15 protein-coding genes are annotated in these 14,696 nt (G+C 43.8%); 7 read left to right on the top strand and 8 right to left on the bottom strand.

The window, feature by feature from the left end; genetic code table 11:
• Window positions 1–305 precede the first annotated feature (305 nt).
• Complete coding sequence (locus tag ACN6KS_RS04970; protein ID WP_094871426.1) at window positions 306–1,715, bottom strand: deoxyguanosinetriphosphate triphosphohydrolase family protein; 1,410 nt, start codon at window positions 1,713–1,715, stop codon at window positions 306–308.
• 190 nt (window positions 1,716–1,905) lie between these two features.
• Here ACN6KS_RS04970 and ACN6KS_RS04965 point away from each other — a divergent pair, with 190 nt between their 5' ends.
• The 4 genes from ACN6KS_RS04965 to ACN6KS_RS04950 all read left to right on the top strand — a co-directional run bounded on the left by ACN6KS_RS04965 (window position 1,906) and on the right by ACN6KS_RS04950 (window position 4,720).
• Window positions 1,906–2,214 (top strand): hypothetical protein, encoded by a 309-nt coding sequence (locus ACN6KS_RS04965; protein ID WP_256989878.1) that lies wholly within the window; start codon window positions 1,906–1,908, stop codon window positions 2,212–2,214.
• 42 nt (window positions 2,215–2,256) lie between these two features.
• Window positions 2,257–2,880 carry a class F sortase gene (locus ACN6KS_RS04960; RefSeq protein ID WP_440961488.1) on the top strand — a complete coding sequence of 208 codons (624 nt, stop codon included), beginning with the start codon at window positions 2,257–2,259 and terminating at the stop codon, window positions 2,878–2,880.
• Between the two features lie 166 nt (window positions 2,881–3,046).
• Window positions 3,047–3,682, top strand: coding sequence for a polysaccharide deacetylase family protein (locus tag ACN6KS_RS04955; RefSeq protein WP_256989877.1), 636 nt, complete (start codon window positions 3,047–3,049; stop codon window positions 3,680–3,682).
• Window positions 3,683–3,748: 66 nt separating this feature from the next.
• Window positions 3,749–4,720, top strand: a complete 972-nt coding sequence (locus tag ACN6KS_RS04950; protein ID WP_094871423.1) for a substrate-binding domain-containing protein — start codon at window positions 3,749–3,751, stop codon at window positions 4,718–4,720.
• A 416-nt stretch (window positions 4,721–5,136) separates the two neighbouring features.
• Here ACN6KS_RS04950 and modB read toward each other — a convergent pair whose 3' ends face one another.
• The 5 genes from modB to ACN6KS_RS04925 all read right to left on the bottom strand — a co-directional run bounded on the left by modB (window position 5,137) and on the right by ACN6KS_RS04925 (window position 9,595).
• Window positions 5,137–5,799 (bottom strand): molybdate ABC transporter permease subunit, encoded by a 663-nt coding sequence (gene modB, locus ACN6KS_RS04945; protein ID WP_094871422.1) that lies wholly within the window; start codon window positions 5,797–5,799, stop codon window positions 5,137–5,139.
• A gap of 34 nt (window positions 5,800–5,833) precedes the next feature.
• The gene (modA, locus tag ACN6KS_RS04940) at window positions 5,834–6,622 is read right to left on the bottom strand and encodes a molybdate ABC transporter substrate-binding protein (RefSeq protein WP_094877685.1); all 789 of its coding nucleotides are present in this window, start codon (window positions 6,620–6,622) and stop codon (window positions 5,834–5,836) included.
• Between the two features lie 237 nt (window positions 6,623–6,859).
• Window positions 6,860–7,831, bottom strand: a complete 972-nt coding sequence (locus ACN6KS_RS04935; RefSeq protein ID WP_094877684.1) for a helix-turn-helix transcriptional regulator — start codon at window positions 7,829–7,831, stop codon at window positions 6,860–6,862.
• A 199-nt stretch (window positions 7,832–8,030) separates the two neighbouring features.
• Window positions 8,031–8,717: a hypothetical protein gene (locus tag ACN6KS_RS04930; protein WP_094871419.1), complete on the bottom strand. Its 687-nt coding sequence runs from the start codon at window positions 8,715–8,717 to the stop codon at window positions 8,031–8,033.
• A gap of 191 nt (window positions 8,718–8,908) precedes the next feature.
• Window positions 8,909–9,595 (bottom strand): M50 family metallopeptidase, encoded by a 687-nt coding sequence (locus ACN6KS_RS04925; RefSeq protein WP_440961487.1) that lies wholly within the window; start codon window positions 9,593–9,595, stop codon window positions 8,909–8,911.
• A gap of 226 nt (window positions 9,596–9,821) precedes the next feature.
• Here ACN6KS_RS04925 and ACN6KS_RS04920 point away from each other — a divergent pair, with 226 nt between their 5' ends.
• On the top strand, window positions 9,822–10,289 hold the full coding sequence (locus tag ACN6KS_RS04920; protein WP_440961486.1) for a hypothetical protein: 468 nt from the start codon (window positions 9,822–9,824) through the stop codon (window positions 10,287–10,289).
• Window positions 10,290–10,338: 49 nt separating this feature from the next.
• A complete protein-coding gene (locus ACN6KS_RS04915) occupies window positions 10,339–11,043 on the top strand; it encodes an AIM24 family protein (protein WP_042185200.1) in 705 nt (234 codons plus the stop codon).
• A gap of 78 nt (window positions 11,044–11,121) precedes the next feature.
• Here ACN6KS_RS04915 and ACN6KS_RS04910 read toward each other — a convergent pair whose 3' ends face one another.
• Complete coding sequence (locus ACN6KS_RS04910; protein ID WP_042185198.1) at window positions 11,122–11,577, bottom strand: Dps family protein; 456 nt, start codon at window positions 11,575–11,577, stop codon at window positions 11,122–11,124.
• Between the two features lie 184 nt (window positions 11,578–11,761).
• A complete protein-coding gene (locus ACN6KS_RS04905; protein ID WP_341133829.1) occupies window positions 11,762–13,240 on the bottom strand; it encodes a potassium/proton antiporter in 1,479 nt (492 codons plus the stop codon).
• 194 nt (window positions 13,241–13,434) lie between these two features.
• Here ACN6KS_RS04905 and ACN6KS_RS04900 point away from each other — a divergent pair, with 194 nt between their 5' ends.
• Window positions 13,435–14,502: a GNAT family N-acetyltransferase gene (locus ACN6KS_RS04900; RefSeq protein ID WP_440961485.1), complete on the top strand. Its 1,068-nt coding sequence runs from the start codon at window positions 13,435–13,437 to the stop codon at window positions 14,500–14,502.
• The last annotated feature ends 194 nt before the right edge of the window (window positions 14,503–14,696 follow it).

Genomic DNA, 14,696 nt, shown 5'->3' with positions numbered 1-14,696 from the left:
CTCCCGTTTTGTAAAGGTTTTCATTATTACTCAAGTAGAAAATTCGACTGCTTTATCAACCACCCATTTATTCCCAATAACAATTTAGTTATTATATTAGCATCAATATATCATAGTAACAATAACTTATTTTAATAAATAGCAATATTTTTAGAAAAATCACTGAATTTCAAGGTTTATAAACATAAATATATTCGAATAAACAATAACAAAATACTAACAAAATATTCCCTGTTCTATAAAAACAAAAAAAAGGCCAGTTCCAATGAAATGGAGGCTGGCCTTAATTTAATCTTCTCTTTTATCTAATCCAAGTCATAAATCGATCCGACTTTCAACCCGTATAGCTCATTGTATATTTTCTCCGCAAAGGCATCCGTCATCCCTGCGATATAATCAATCACCATATGTTCCCACGTCCAAATAGGATTTGCTTGTTTCTGATCCTTCTCGAAGCGTTGCAGCCAGTCCGATGGAATAATGGCTTTGGATGTCTGCGGATCAAGAAAAGCTCCCCATAGACGGCGCAGAATCCATTCACTACGTTTCTGAAGCCGCTGTACTCGTAAATCACGAATCATCGTGACCCAAGCGAAGCTTTTTAGCACACTTACGGTCCGCAGCATATCCTCATCTTCTTTTCCTTCCTTTATAAAGGTGACCTTCTTCCAGTCTCCATCAGGAATCACCCCAAGACTTGCGACAAAGGTGCTGACCCAATAAGCCTTAACTTCACGCCGAGTTCTGGAATAGTCGTTCTCACAGGTTGGCATCTTTTCCATCCATACTCGAAGAAATGAACTAAGCACCTCTTCTACCTTAGCACGAATCCCGTCCTCCTCCCAACCCTTCCAGAAGAAATCCTCTAACGTTGTAATTTTCTCTACGATCAGCCGCTGAATATAGGAATCATGCATGAAGTGTTCATGCACTTCAATCTTTCCAGCCTTAATTCCATCCTCCAAATCATGTGCAGAATAAGCGATATCGTCGCAAAGGTCCATTAGCTGAGCTTCCAACGTTTTCTTACCTGCTGGAATTCCCCACTCTTTGCGAATCTCCGAAATATATGCCCATTCGTGAAGGTACATCCCCTTCTTCAGTGAGGTACCAGGAAACGGATATTTATTAATTCCGAGAAGCACAGCATCCGACAGATTTAAGCCATCAATATTCTCCCGCTTCTCCAGAAACATAATCAGCCGATAATTATGAGCATTTCCTTCAAAGTGCTCATAGCGCTGCTTCATCTGCTCATGAATGAGCAGCCTATCTGGACCTGTTGCTCCAGATTGCAGGGCAGCCTCATTCGTCTTCTTTTCAATAAGCTGGTCCAGAATGTTATCCAGTACCTCTTCCCCTTTATGCCCAAATGGAGGATGACCAAAATCATGAGCAATAGCCGCGCATTCTACGACCTCCGGATCAATTACAAGTCCTGGGTTCTCCGCTTTACTTGTCTCTACCTCTGGATAAGATCTAAGCAGACTTTTCGCTGCCTCACGAGCAATCTGAGCGACTTCAAGTGAATGAGTTAGACGCGTCCGGTAATAATCACCCGTGCCAGCCCCGAACACTTGAGATTTGCCTTGCAGCCTACGAAAAGTAGGCGAATGGATCAAGCGAGAATAATCACGCTCATAAGCAGCTCTCGACGTTTCTAGGCGGGTAATTTCCGGATATTGCCGGTGTTCTCTTTTTTCAATAAGTGTCATATTCCCACCCCTAACCAATTGTCTATATATTGAATTTCATTATAAGACATTTTCATAACAATTTTCACATCAAAATACAAAATGCTATACCAATCCCAAACTGCAATGGAAGCAATCCACCAATCTAAAAGCCGCTGAAATGGAGATATTAATCTTCGTAGGGAAAAAACATCTAGGAGGAATCCACTAAATGATTATGAAGAAATTGTCCGTAGCTCTTTTATCCACTTGCTTAATGCTATCCGTTGCTTCTGCGGCTTCCGCTTCTGCTGCACCAGTCGAAACGAAACATGAGAAAAAAATGATGCATGCTGAGAAAATGAAAAAAGAAAAAGAACATAAAATGCATGAAAAGAAAATGCATATGAAGAGCCACTCCACTAAAGGAATTCATGCAAAGAGCATGAAGGCTAAAAGCATTAACACTAAGAGCATTCAGATGAAAGCAACAAAAATGCCAAAAACAGGCCATGGCGGTGCTAGCGAACAAACTGAATAGGGAGGATGAAAGAGGGGAAATCCCCTCTTTCTTTTCTTAAACATGAAAAAATGGATCTCTTCATTAATCTTAACCTTCATCACTCTAACTACTGTCAGTTGTACTGACTCACATTCGCAGGAAAGCAGACCAGAAACGAAGTCACTACAAATACAGCAGCAAGAAACGATAACGCCTACTAAAGCTATTCAAAAGATCGATATTAAACCATCATTACCCAAACCTATCCTGCCTACTCAGCTTAGCATTCCAGCTATTAAAGTAAGCGCCAAAATAGAGACCGTTACGTTGCGTCCAGATGGACAAATGGACGTCCCTAAGGACAGCAATATTGCAGGAATTCTGTATCCAGGAATATTGCCAGGCGCTAAGGGAAATGTGATTTTAGACGGGCATGTGGATAGTTATATAGGTCCAGCTATTTTTTTCAACCTCAAAAAGCTTAAGCACGGTGATGAAATTACGGTATCCAATGCGGACGGGCGAAAACTAACTTATAGTGTAGAGTCTGTAGAAATCTTCACCACTGCTGAAGCACCCTTGGAACGAATCTTCGGTAAGTCTACTGAAGCCAGAATGAATCTTATTACTTGTACAGGGAGATATAGCAGAAAGAAGAAAGAACATGAAAAAAGACTGATTGTCTTTACAAAACTGAAACTATGAATATTTTGACCCTCCAAAGGAGCATTCTAAAATAAAAAAAACAGGTGAATTCATGAAAACTAGCAGCAAAATTATGATGACTACCCTCTCTCTCTTGTTATGCTTCACGAACTCCGCGCTAGGTAGCCCGAGCAAGAACCGCGACTACTACGAAAAAAGAGGAGACATGATTTGGGAAGTACATACTAACCAAAAAGTGATTGCATTAACGTTTGATGACGGTCCCGACCCTTCTGAAACCGATCAAATATTAAAGGTATTGAGTCAATATCATGCGAAATGCACCTTCTTTGCCATAGGAAAAAGAATTGCAGCGTATCCAGATGTGGCGAAACGAGTCATTTCCGAAGGACATGAATTAGCTAACCATACCTACAATCACGTTTATTTTAGAAAACCTATTAATAAAGCCCAGTTTGAGCGGGAGCTTAATTTAACCGAAGAAGAAATCATCAAGGTTTCTGGAAAGCATAGCGCTTTGTTCAGACCCCCGGGTGGCATGTATGACGAGACACTAGTTGATACTTCAAATAATATGGGCCTAAAGCCAATTTTATGGTCCTGGCATCAAGATACTCGTGACTGGAATCGCCCTGGCGTGCAGAGTATCGCGAACAAGGTTATTCGAAATGCACATAATGGTGATATCGTCCTGTTTCATGATCATGTGCATGGACAATCTCAAACCAGAGAAGCGCTCAAAATTATTTTGCCGGAATTAGAAAAGCAAGGTTTTCGATTTGTCACCGTTTCAGAATTAATCAAATTATCCAATACACAGCAAGCTGGTAAACCACAGTAGCCTAATTGCACAGGACTTCAAAATAAGGTAGTCTTGTCCTATTATGAAGTTCTGGAGGCTTTTGTCATGTCTGATAACACATCCTATACGACTGAGGAAATTGCCCGTTTACTGAAGATCTCGAAATTAAAAGTATATGATCTGATTAAAAAAGGGGAGCTTCCCTCCTACCGTGTAGGAAAACAGATGCGTGTGGATCAATCCGATTTAGAAGCCTACAAACAGAATGCTCGAAATGGAATGACCCTATCGACATCGCCGCTCACTTTTGCTGGAGCAAATTTAACACAAGCTGCCACACATTCTGGCCAATTTAATAGTAAAGCTACAGGACACAGCCTTGTGATTACAGGTCAGGATATGTCACTCGATATTCTAGCGACCTATTTGGAGCGTTGTTTGCCCACTGAGCGCCCTCTTCGTTCTTACGCTGGCAGTCTAGATAGTCTGATTGCCATGTATCAGGGCGAATCGGACATCGTCAGTACGCATCTGCTCGACGGGGATACTGGAGAATATAACCTTCCCTATATCCGTAAAATACTTGTGGGGTTCTCTTATGTTGTAGTCCGTCTGTTGACCCGAAGTGCAGGATTGTATGTTCAAAAGGGGAATCCTAGAGGTCTCCATGAATGGTCTCATTTACAACAGGATGGACTTAAACTGATTAATAGAGAACGAGGCGCTGGTGCACGTGTGTTATTGGATGAACAACTCCGATTGCACGGCATTCCTGCTGCAAGCCTATCTGGATATGAGCAGGAGGAGAATAGCCATTTAGCGGTCGCGGGTAAAGTCGCAAGAGGCGAAGCTGATGTGGCCATCGGTACCGAAAAAGCTGCTAAGATTGTCGATGGCATTGATTTCATTCCCTTGATTCAGGAGTCTTACGATCTAGTGATGCTTAAGAAACCGGAGCATGAGCAATGGATTGCCACCGTGATTGATATTTTACGCTCGCCAGCCTTTCAAAGTGAGCTTGGGTCCATTCACGGATATGATCTCACGCAAACCGGGATGATTATTTATGAGACCTGATGAGTCGCTGACTTACTTAACTGTATAGCGAGCAATCGAAATCTGCGTTGGTGCAGTGCGTCGAGCAGTGCGGAGCATGCGGCGGAGGAACATTTAGTTGTATTTCGTACAACTACAATCCTGCTAATAACTCGCAAAATAGATATAACTGTATTTAGTACACCTAATTCACTTGATTTCTCCCCTATACGGGATTTTTCTAGTTTTTAGTTGTATAGAATACAGTTAAAATCTAAATAATCCCTTTTCCATCCGAAATAAGTGTACAGAATGCAATTATCTCAAAGGTTCTTCAAGATTTGTGCTATAGATCTGCACTGACGAGCTTCTGCTGAAGATTCATACTAAAAATAGCGATTTACAAAAAACACCAGCCAACGTTTCTCCATTCCTCGGAGAATCACTGGCTGGTGTTTTTAAGTACGCCGGTTCACAAACATCAACATTACAGCAGACATAACAATAATAGAGCACACCCACATCCAAGCAAGAGTCATGTTGCCACCATCTACCGCAACATAGATCGCTGTAGGCACTGTCTGCGTGCGGCCAGGAATATTCCCGGCAACCATGATCGTAGCGCCGAACTCTCCTAAACCACGAGCAAAGCCGAGAACGTACCCTGCAGCGAGTGAACGGCCTGCAAGGGGCAATGTGACATAACGAAGTACTTGCAGCTCGCTTGCTCCCTGCGCACGCGCCGCATCCTCAAGATCCGGTTCCACGCCTTCAAAGCCCGCCTTCACTGTGCGATAAACGAGAGGAAAAGCGACGACAACCGCGGCGATAACCGCAGCCCCCCATGTGAAAAGGATCGTATGCTCCGTCATCTGTTCATACCATCTGCCAATCCAGCTGCGGCGACCTAAGACGACCAACAGCACAAATCCGACAACTGTCGGCGGCAACACAAGTGGAAGCAGCATTACAGTCTCGACCAAGCTATAACCAGGGAATTTACGACCCGCCATAGCCTTGGCTGCAGCCGTTGCCAGAATAAACACAATGATGCTGGTAAGTACTGATATTTTTACGGAAAGCCATACCGGGGCGAAGAAATCAGTCCAGTTTATTTCCATCCTTAACCACCCCGCTTCTACTTATGATCTCTTATTAAGGAAGCAAGAAGCCATAGCTTGCAAAAATATCACTAGCTTCCTTACTCTGAAGATAACTGTACAGTTCCTTGGCTTCCTTCTGATTCTTCGAATCCTTCACGATACCCGCCGGATAATTAATGGCTTTGTGGACATGCGGGCCAACAGTAAGGGCGATCTTCGTCTTTTTTGAAGTCAACGCATCTGTCTTATATACAAAGCCTGCATCGACATTCCCCGTTTCGACGTAGGACAGAACCTGACGTACATCCTTCGCAAATACAAGTTTGTTTTGCAGCGTATCCCATACCTTCTTCGCAGTTAACGATTGCTGAGCATATTGGCCAGCGGGCACAGATTCAGGCTGCCCTACCGCTACCTTCTTAAAGGATTTATCCGTAAGTTGAGTGATCGTATTTAATGAAGCTTTTGAATTCGAAGGTACGACAAGAACCAACTGATTCTTAAGCAGAACCTTATGGTCAGAGATCAGTCCAGCATCCACTAACGCATTCATCTGTTTATCCCCTGCAGAGAAGAACAGATCAGCCGGAGCACCTTGCTCAATCTGCTTCTGTAATGTGCCAGATGCAGCATAATTAAAGACTAAATCAATATCGGGATGTTTCTTCTCATAGAGAAGCGCCATTTTATCTAAGCTATCTTGCAAGCTGGCTGCAGCGGATACTATAATTTCTGTCTTCTTGGCGGCTGCCTCTACCTCCACCACTGCGCCCGCAGATAAATTCACAACCAAAAAAATTGCTAATATACCAAAGATTCTGATTGACCATTTCTTAAACATTTCCATTCCTCCCATTTTCACATATATATGTAGATGCTATTCTAGCATACGTTTTTTCGATTTTCTATAGATTGAGTTGTGTTTAGATATGTTTAGTTATATATTGTTATAATTAGATAGTTAGAAATGAGTACATCTTCGACTGACTCGCAAAAAAAGGATGCCTCCGGCAACCATTTAAATGGTTGCACAAGCACCCCATCTTTCGAATTGAACGAAGGTCAAATGAGCGTGTCACTACTTATAGTGCGAGCTCCATTTTTCCAACTGCTGCCTGATTACTTCACGATAATAGTACGGTTCAATGATTTCCGCTTCCTCTTCGAATCTCTTAATCCAGCGGACAAATCCTATATCTTGTTCCACTGCAACTTTAAAGTGAAAACATCTAGATTGACGATCCACTTTACTTGGCTTAAAAGGTAATTCGTCCTTCTTAATTCCTTCCATTACCCGTTCCGAGAATTTCACTTTAAATTCTACCTGTAAACTATCCCTATCTAGTGACCATTTCTGCTTCATAAAGGCTTGCACATCAAACGCTTCCTTCGAAAAAAAACGATTTAATGGCTTCACATTAGAAAAATCGTTGATATGATATGTACGAATAACACCCTGACGATGACAAAATCCAATGAGATGAAAACGACTTTCCAGCGGGACCAGACAATAAGGATCAATGGTGATCCCTTTCTCTTCTAATGCATTCTCACTATAATTCGCTTGAATACTCTTTTGTTTTAATAAAGCCTCCAGGATCGGAGTAAGAAATGAGTGTTGTTCCATATGTGAACTGTTTCTTGTTCTTTCTGCCCACCCCACCCCTACTTCTCTTCTTGCACGTTCTATTGATTCTTCTCTCTCTGCCTTACGTTTATATTCAGCTGCGACTATTTTTTCATACGCGCTTTCAAAATCTATGGGTAATGCTGGTTTTATATCTTCCATAATATAGCGTAATTGCGAAAATGCGTTTGCTTCTTCTTCCGACCAATCCAAGGGATAGAGTGCAAAATTTCCAATAAAAGCATAACCTTTTCCATGCCCCAGGTGGGTTATGGGAATATGCATGGCACTAAGCGCGTCCATATCCCGGTAAATCGTTCTCTCGCTGTTGCCGCAGCGTTCCGCCAATTCACGGGCTAATATCCCTGGCTTGGCTTGAACAAGTGTAATAATGCGCATCAGTCGGATTAATCGGTCTGTCATATTCAGTTCCCCTTGATTTATGGTTAAATAGACCCATTATTTTATGAAAAAAAGTAAAATTGTGATAGAACTTTTTTACTATGTTACCACATTTTATATTACAATTCTTCTTATAATTTTCCGCCGAATCCGCTGAAAAATCCAATTTATGTATAGGTCTTTTTTCGCTTATATGCATCCTCGTGCAGTGAGTCCTATATTAAATTCCACCAACGGCTTTACTTCGTTGCTGATGCTCGAACCCGATCTGTTTATATAACATTTCAGCCTCTTTAAGCAGCAAAGGATCTCCAGAGCGTACTGCGAGTAGCAACATCTTATCCGCATGCCGATTGAGCATTTCGTGAGCTTCACTATGCTGGCCTTTACTTCGTAGTGCCTCTGCTTCTTCAACCGTTTCAGCCGTCTTCAACAATTCCAGATGCTTCTCAACATAAAAGCAGCAAGTATCGCTCAGAATGCGCGTATGATGCGCGTACTCCAGTTCAAGTACCTTCACGGGAAGTTCACGAACGCGCTCTACGGTTGGTTTTTTATACTTCCACTGTAGGGATAATGCTTCATACTTACCTGCTACAGAACTAGAAGTAGTGAACTCCAATCCTATGAATTTGCGTTGTCCTGTTTTTATTTTTCCTAGTTTAAGCAAGAGAGAATTTCCTTCCCCTACCTCCATTTCACATCCATAACAGCGCTTAAAAGTTACATGTGGCTCAAGCCAAACTCGTAGTTCAATATCACGTGCAACCACTTTGTGGCTGCTTGGTCGGCTATTTTCTGAAGGCAAATTTCCTTTCCATTCGACAAGTAAAACTACATCACGATTTCCACCTGCAAAAATACGATCTTGACCCCACGTAAATATAGGAGTAATACTTTCCATCATATTTTCCACCTCTTTCTTATTTTGGGTCTTCTATTAATGTACCAATAATGGCGGACAACTCCATGTCATGGAATGTATGTTCGGTTCTATATTATCGACAAAAAAAGAGCCATTCTACATACTAAGTAGACTGACTCTCGCAAAAACAGCCCCTTTTGTCTGTTTATGACGAAAATTTTATATTTTTAACTTTAACGACTCTGAAGTTTAGGCTGCACTCGCTCCCGCTTAAAAAATAGTCCCAGCGCCCATTTGGCGCAAAGCAGAGAAAATATAAAAAATAGGATGGCCCAAAATATGGCCGGCACCGATGTCATCCTTGCCAGGTTACTGGCATCTCCCGCACGAGATGGGGATACAACGGCCGCATATACGAGAAATAAACTTCCCATTACAGACTCTTCCAAGGTCAAAAAAGCTAATAACAAATAATAATATTTGCCGGCCTTTTTCCACACCACCAGCATTAAAATATTCAGCGTAATAAACCCGCCTAACCACATCATTCCGAAGCTTCCCCGCACGTACATTACCAGCATAATCAATGCTACTGTAGTAGCTAAAATAAGTCCCCAATCATGCCGTCCTTTACTGTAGAGATAGAAGAGCAGCAATGCAAATAAAGAAGCCAGCACATACCCGGATAACGACACTAGTATCGCTCTGCCTCCATCTTGAATGGCTGAATAGGTGACCCCACTATGATTTGCATATAGCTCAATCCGTAGCACACTGCCAGACAGCAGTAGAGTCACCAGCGCATGACCAAATTCATGAATCATCGTGTCCAAATTCCGAAACAAAGATGAGAATGGAATCAACCTCGTCAAAAAAGCAGATCCGACCAAAAATAACATTGTCTTAAGCCATTTATTCATTCCGTAGCAGCCCCTTTCCGTCCAAAGTATACGATAAATAGTCCCTCTTCTCAATCATGTAGAGCACAGCCTTGTTGTTCTTCACAAGGATGTGTAACCTCACTTCAAGCAGGCAAATATTACTGATCCAAGAAGCCCTATTCACGTTTAGCGTACGCTGTCAGAAGCTGTCAAGCTGTGTTAAAATAAAAGAAATACAAGCCTAAATTGGGTGGTGATTATATAGATGAAACAACGTAAATACCGTAAATATCTACAGCTGTTATGTTCGCTCCTGCTTCTGCTGACCCTTTCCATATCTCTTCCGGCCCCAGTAGCAAAAGCCAATATATTCAGTGATATCTATAATGGATTCAAAAGCTTCTCTGAGCTTCCGAATGAAGTCAATGAATTGAAAGAAGGATTTCAGCAGACAGCTGAAGAGCTACAACAGGCGAAAGATAAGCTTACGAATACCATGCAGGAAATGGATGCCTACCGGACACAGAACGAAGCCCTGCAGGAGCAGAATCGCCAACTAACGCAAATGGTGGATGAGTTGCAAAATGACCGGACGGCACGCGAAGAATATTATCATAAAATCAAAGTGACTATTTTTACGGGGATTGGTCTAATTCTGGGGTATTTTATACTCATCCGTATTGTTCGTTTCAGCATGCTTCACCGTTCTAGAAAAGGAGACCGCCTGCGCTAAGCTTGAACATTCAGTAAAGATCACGTCTACAGCATGAGGGAGATGAAATATGAACATCGATGTCCAAGATGAAAGCGACAGCGGGAGCGGACAAGCCGTAGCCTTCACCCTTGGGGAGAAGGAAGAGGTTCATGTGCTGCACCCACAGCAAATTATCGCTTATCAAGGACCTGCCACTGGACGGGCGGACAGATTTATGGATGTAAAGGGCATCTATCGCAAGCGAAAATTGATTCGTTCGGATATGTCTGGTCCTTGCCATTTTGTTGCAGCCCTTCCACCAGGTTATCGGGTAAAGATTCTGCAGCTTGATGGAAAGAGCGATTTATTGTACGACTTTAAACATCTCTTCTTCTACAGCAAGGGAGTTACGATGGATACACGAGTGCTAAGTATGAAGAATGTGCTCGTTACACGTGATATTGTGAAAGTGAAATTTACGGGTAACGGCATCATTGGCATATTGACCGAAGGTACGGTATGTGAAGCTGAGCTTCATCCTTACAACCCGCTCTATGTGGATGCAGGCAGCATTATTGCCTATCCTGAGAATGCGAAGCTGGAGCTTACCGTTTACGGCAACCATTTAGCTAGCCAGCATATGAGCTATCACTGGAAGATGACGGGCCACGGCCCTGTGTTGTTTCAGGCCGGACGCCAGAATCGCCGATTTGAAAGAGATAATAACGATGATGGAATTATTAAACGATTTCTGCGCGAAGCCGTGCCATTTGGTGGAGTATTTATTAAATAGAATGCTTCAAAAAAAGAGCGCCATGCGTTAACCATACGCAGGCGCTCTTTGTGTATTCTATCCTATAAGGATGTTGTCTTAGCCGATAAAGGCATTCAGCATCCAAGCATGTTTCTCAATGCTGCTTCTGATGCCAATCAGCAGATCCGCAGTTGGTTGATCGCTCAATTCTTCAGCAGTAGCAATTGCATCTTGCAGTTCTTTAGCAACAGTCTTAAAATCTCTCACGAGCTCAAGTACCATACCTTTAGCATCTTCACCGCCACGAGCTTCTTGTAAGTCGGACAATTCAAGATATTGCTTCATTGTGGAGGCTGGTTGTCCACCAATAGAAAGCAAACGCTCAGCTAAATCATCTGCATAACCCGCAGCTTCATTGTATAGCTCTTCAAACTTCTCATGCAATGTGAAGAATTGAGATCCGCTAACATACCAGTGATAGTGATGAAGCTTTACTCCGAGCAGGAACCAGTTTGCAGTTTGGCGGTTCAAAGCAGCTTGCAGTTCAGTATGGTTCTTTAATTGTGTTGTCATTAATAAAACCTCCTATGGTTCATTTATTATAATTGTATTTAGACTCGTTCTAAATCTATATACAATTTAACACACTCTTTCGTATTTTGCAACTATTCTGGAGATTATATGTTGTGCCGATTCTAGCACAGCTTATGGTGTGAAGCCTATTATGTGTATCACACTTTGGTAAAGAGTCTCTTCTCTAGATTAGAGAAACATCCTCCTCCGCGGTCTTTCCTTTCCTGCTGCGGAAGAAAGCCCTCATCTCATCTCGCTTACTCTTTGGACTTAGGACGTACACAGTATCCCCAGGCTCAATAACAGTACTGCCATGCGGAGTGACAATCTTTTTATTGCGGATAATGGCCGTAAATAAGATATCATCCGGCAGACCTATTTCTGAAATCTTCTGTCCAGCAATCGGCATATAAGGATTAATTCCAATATGGTTAAACTCCGAGTCTGTCTTGCCAAGAGCCACCAGCTCCATCAGGGAAGGCTGATCTGAATCTTCTTGCCCCACAAGCTTCAATCGGGATGCTAACGGGGATATACTAGTTCCCTGAATCACCGCCGAGGTCAGTACGACAAAGAAAACAACATTAAAGAATAGTCGTCCATGAGGCAGGTCAGCCAGCAGCGGATAAGTCGCTAACACAATCGGAACGGCTCCACGAAGTCCTGCCCAAGAAATCAAAGTCTTCTCGCGGAACGTAAATTTGGAAAAGTGCAGGCTTATAAATACACCGATTGGTCTAGCTACAACCATCAGAATAACGGACAACAAGATACCTTGCCATGCCACTTCCGCCAGCTCCTGTGGAAATACTAACAAACCCAGCAGTATGAACATAAATATTTGCATCATCCAAGCAAAGCCATGACTAAAATTCATAATGGTACGGTGATACATGAGCTCGGAATTTCCAAGCGTAAGGCCCATAACATAAACAGCCAGCAGCCCGCTGCTATGTACCCATGCAGATAAACCATAGGTCAGAACAGCAAAGCCAATCGCCATTACTGGATAAAGACCTGTGGAATCCAGGTTAATTCGATTGATACAGAAAACTGCGATCTTCCCCAGCACAAAACCCAGTACTAAGCCAATGCCCATCTCCCATATAAAAGACAACAGAAGCCCCCATATCGCCATATCCGGATGTTGTATCCATTCGATTAGCGAGACTGTCAAGAACACCGCCATTGGATCGTTGCTTCCTGATTCTGCTTCTAACGTCGAGGTTAGACGTTTATCAATGTTCTTACCGCCGAGTACCGAGAAGACTGCAGCCGCATCTGTGGATCCAACGATCGCTCCAAACAGAAAGCTTTCCGGCCATGACACATCAAGGATTAGCTTAGCAAATACCCCTACAATGACCGTCGTCATGATTACGCCTACCGTTGATAAGGATAATGCTGGCCGAATAACAGGTTTAATATCCTTAATATTCGTCTGCATGCCACCTTCGAATAATATGACAACCAGCGCGAAGATCCCGGCCATTTGCGTTAAGGAAGCATTGTTAAAAAAAACAAATTGGCTTAGCACCATCCCCGCAGCAAGAAACAGCACTAAAGCTGGCATTCCAAATTTAGTGGAGAACTTGGTGGAAAATACGCCTACAAGCAGGAGTGCTGCCAGTAATAATATAATATTATCTGCAAGTTGGGACACCGATTATTCACTTCCCTTTCTCTTCTAGCTTTAAAATATAAGAAGCTTCCTTATTTATGTACTTTATTACCCTTTTCGATATCCTTTTGAGACATTGAATAATATAAACAAGATTGGAGATTTCATTCCCCGGGCCTTATACTTTATGTAAATGCTTTCTTCCCATCGTCTGTACATATAGGAGGTTGAATGTTATGCAATTGAGATTAATTAAACCTGCGGAGCTAGACCAAGCGGCTCGGCTCGCAGATTCTGTCTTTCGTGAACCGGGTGCCACTTCAATGAAAGAGCTGTTTCCACTTATTTTCCGCCCTGGACTCAGTCATTCCTACGCGGCGATTGCCGATGACGGAACGGTTGCTGCTTTTATGGGACTCGTACCCTCTACGATCAAAACTGGAGATACTTTCCTGAATGTATTCTCCATAGGTGCTGTCTGCACCGATCCCGCTTTTCGTGGCCAAGGGCTGGCGGGCCAACTTCTGCAGCTATGCCAGAGTCACGCTGCCGAGGCCGAGGCATCGCTGATTTTTGTCTCGGGTGATCGTTCGTTATACACCCGAGCAGGGTGCGTACCGTTCGGAGGTACGCAATTTGCCGAGCTGAACGCAAGCTCGGCTCAGGCACTTGCAGCCGCAGCAGGCGAAGAATGGACGCTGCGGCCAATGCAGCCGGGCGACTTCTTCGCCGTCTACCGGCTGCTCAATGAACGCGAAGCCGGACATGTGTACAGTCCGGGTGAGCTGGCGCTGCTGCTGGGGACCGGGGCTTACGCGGGTGTGATGGGCTTAGCCCAGCGCACACTCGTAGCCGTTCGGGACGGCAGCATCGAGGGGTTCGCCGCGGTGGCTGTGCCCGCGGTGGCAGAGGTGCCAGCGCCGAACACGGCGACGGCGGTGGAATGGGCCGGCCAGCCGAACGCGGTAGCGGCATTGCTGGCCAAGGCGGGCTTGTGCGGCGGCGTTGGTGCGCTGCAAGTGCCTGTGCCGTGGCAGGAGCGCGGCTTGCTCGCGCTCTTGCGGGACGCCGGCGCCTCTTTAAGCGCCGGCGCGAACAGCGGAACGGTCTGCATCGCAGACCGGGAAGCGCTTTTGCGGCAGACCGAAGGCTGCCGCAAGGGCCACGACTTGTCGTCCGTGCAGGACGACAAGGAGCTGATCTCGCTGCTCTTTGATCCAGCGAGCCCGCTTCACAGCTCTGATTCCTCGGGGGAATCAGAGGCAATTCCCTTGCCGTATATGTCTGGTCTACGTTTCATTTGACGGATTTAAACAATAAAACGGAAACCGTCCTTTTAGGGACGGTTTCCGTTTCTGCAAGAAAGAGAAGGATAATTAATGCCGTGGAACATATACATTCTGATCTACAAGCAAAATCACCCTCGCAGGTGAATAAGCCTCTGTTAACTTAACATTGGAGTGTACGAGGCAATCATTGTTGTACCTTTTGTAAAATT

This window comes from Paenibacillus nitricinens (genome assembly GCF_052056485.1).
In the GTDB taxonomy this organism is placed as follows: Bacteria; Bacillota; Bacilli; order Paenibacillales; family Paenibacillaceae; genus Paenibacillus_AQ; species Paenibacillus_AQ nitricinens.
This window is presented reverse-complemented; position numbering and strand designations above follow the sequence as displayed.

Bases quoted from the DNA above. Each gene is read 5' to 3' on its own strand.
- ACN6KS_RS04960 (WP_440961488.1), top strand. From the start codon at position 2,257: ATGAAAAAATGGATCTCTTCATTAATCTTAACCTTCATCACTCTAACT.
- ACN6KS_RS04900 (WP_440961485.1), top strand. From the start codon at position 13,435: ATGCAATTGAGATTAATTAAACCTGCGGAGCTAGACCAAGCGGCTCGG.
- ACN6KS_RS04965 (WP_256989878.1), top strand. From the start codon at position 1,906: ATGATTATGAAGAAATTGTCCGTAGCTCTTTTATCCACTTGCTTAATG.
- modA (WP_094877685.1), bottom strand. From the start codon at position 6,622: ATGTTTAAGAAATGGTCAATCAGAATCTTTGGTATATTAGCAATTTTT.
- ACN6KS_RS04910 (WP_042185198.1), bottom strand. From the start codon at position 11,577: ATGACAACACAATTAAAGAACCATACTGAACTGCAAGCTGCTTTGAAC.
- ACN6KS_RS04920 (WP_440961486.1), top strand. From the start codon at position 9,822: ATGAAACAACGTAAATACCGTAAATATCTACAGCTGTTATGTTCGCTC.
- ACN6KS_RS04950 (WP_094871423.1), top strand. From the start codon at position 3,749: ATGTCTGATAACACATCCTATACGACTGAGGAAATTGCCCGTTTACTG.
- ACN6KS_RS04930 (WP_094871419.1), bottom strand. From the start codon at position 8,717: ATGATGGAAAGTATTACTCCTATATTTACGTGGGGTCAAGATCGTATT.
- ACN6KS_RS04970 (WP_094871426.1), bottom strand. From the start codon at position 1,715: ATGACACTTATTGAAAAAAGAGAACACCGGCAATATCCGGAAATTACC.
- modB (WP_094871422.1), bottom strand. From the start codon at position 5,799: ATGGAAATAAACTGGACTGATTTCTTCGCCCCGGTATGGCTTTCCGTA.
- ACN6KS_RS04915 (WP_042185200.1), top strand. From the start codon at position 10,339: ATGAACATCGATGTCCAAGATGAAAGCGACAGCGGGAGCGGACAAGCC.
- ACN6KS_RS04935 (WP_094877684.1), bottom strand. From the start codon at position 7,831: ATGACAGACCGATTAATCCGACTGATGCGCATTATTACACTTGTTCAA.
- ACN6KS_RS04925 (WP_440961487.1), bottom strand. From the start codon at position 9,595: ATGAATAAATGGCTTAAGACAATGTTATTTTTGGTCGGATCTGCTTTT.
- ACN6KS_RS04955 (WP_256989877.1), top strand. From the start codon at position 3,047: ATGATTTGGGAAGTACATACTAACCAAAAAGTGATTGCATTAACGTTT.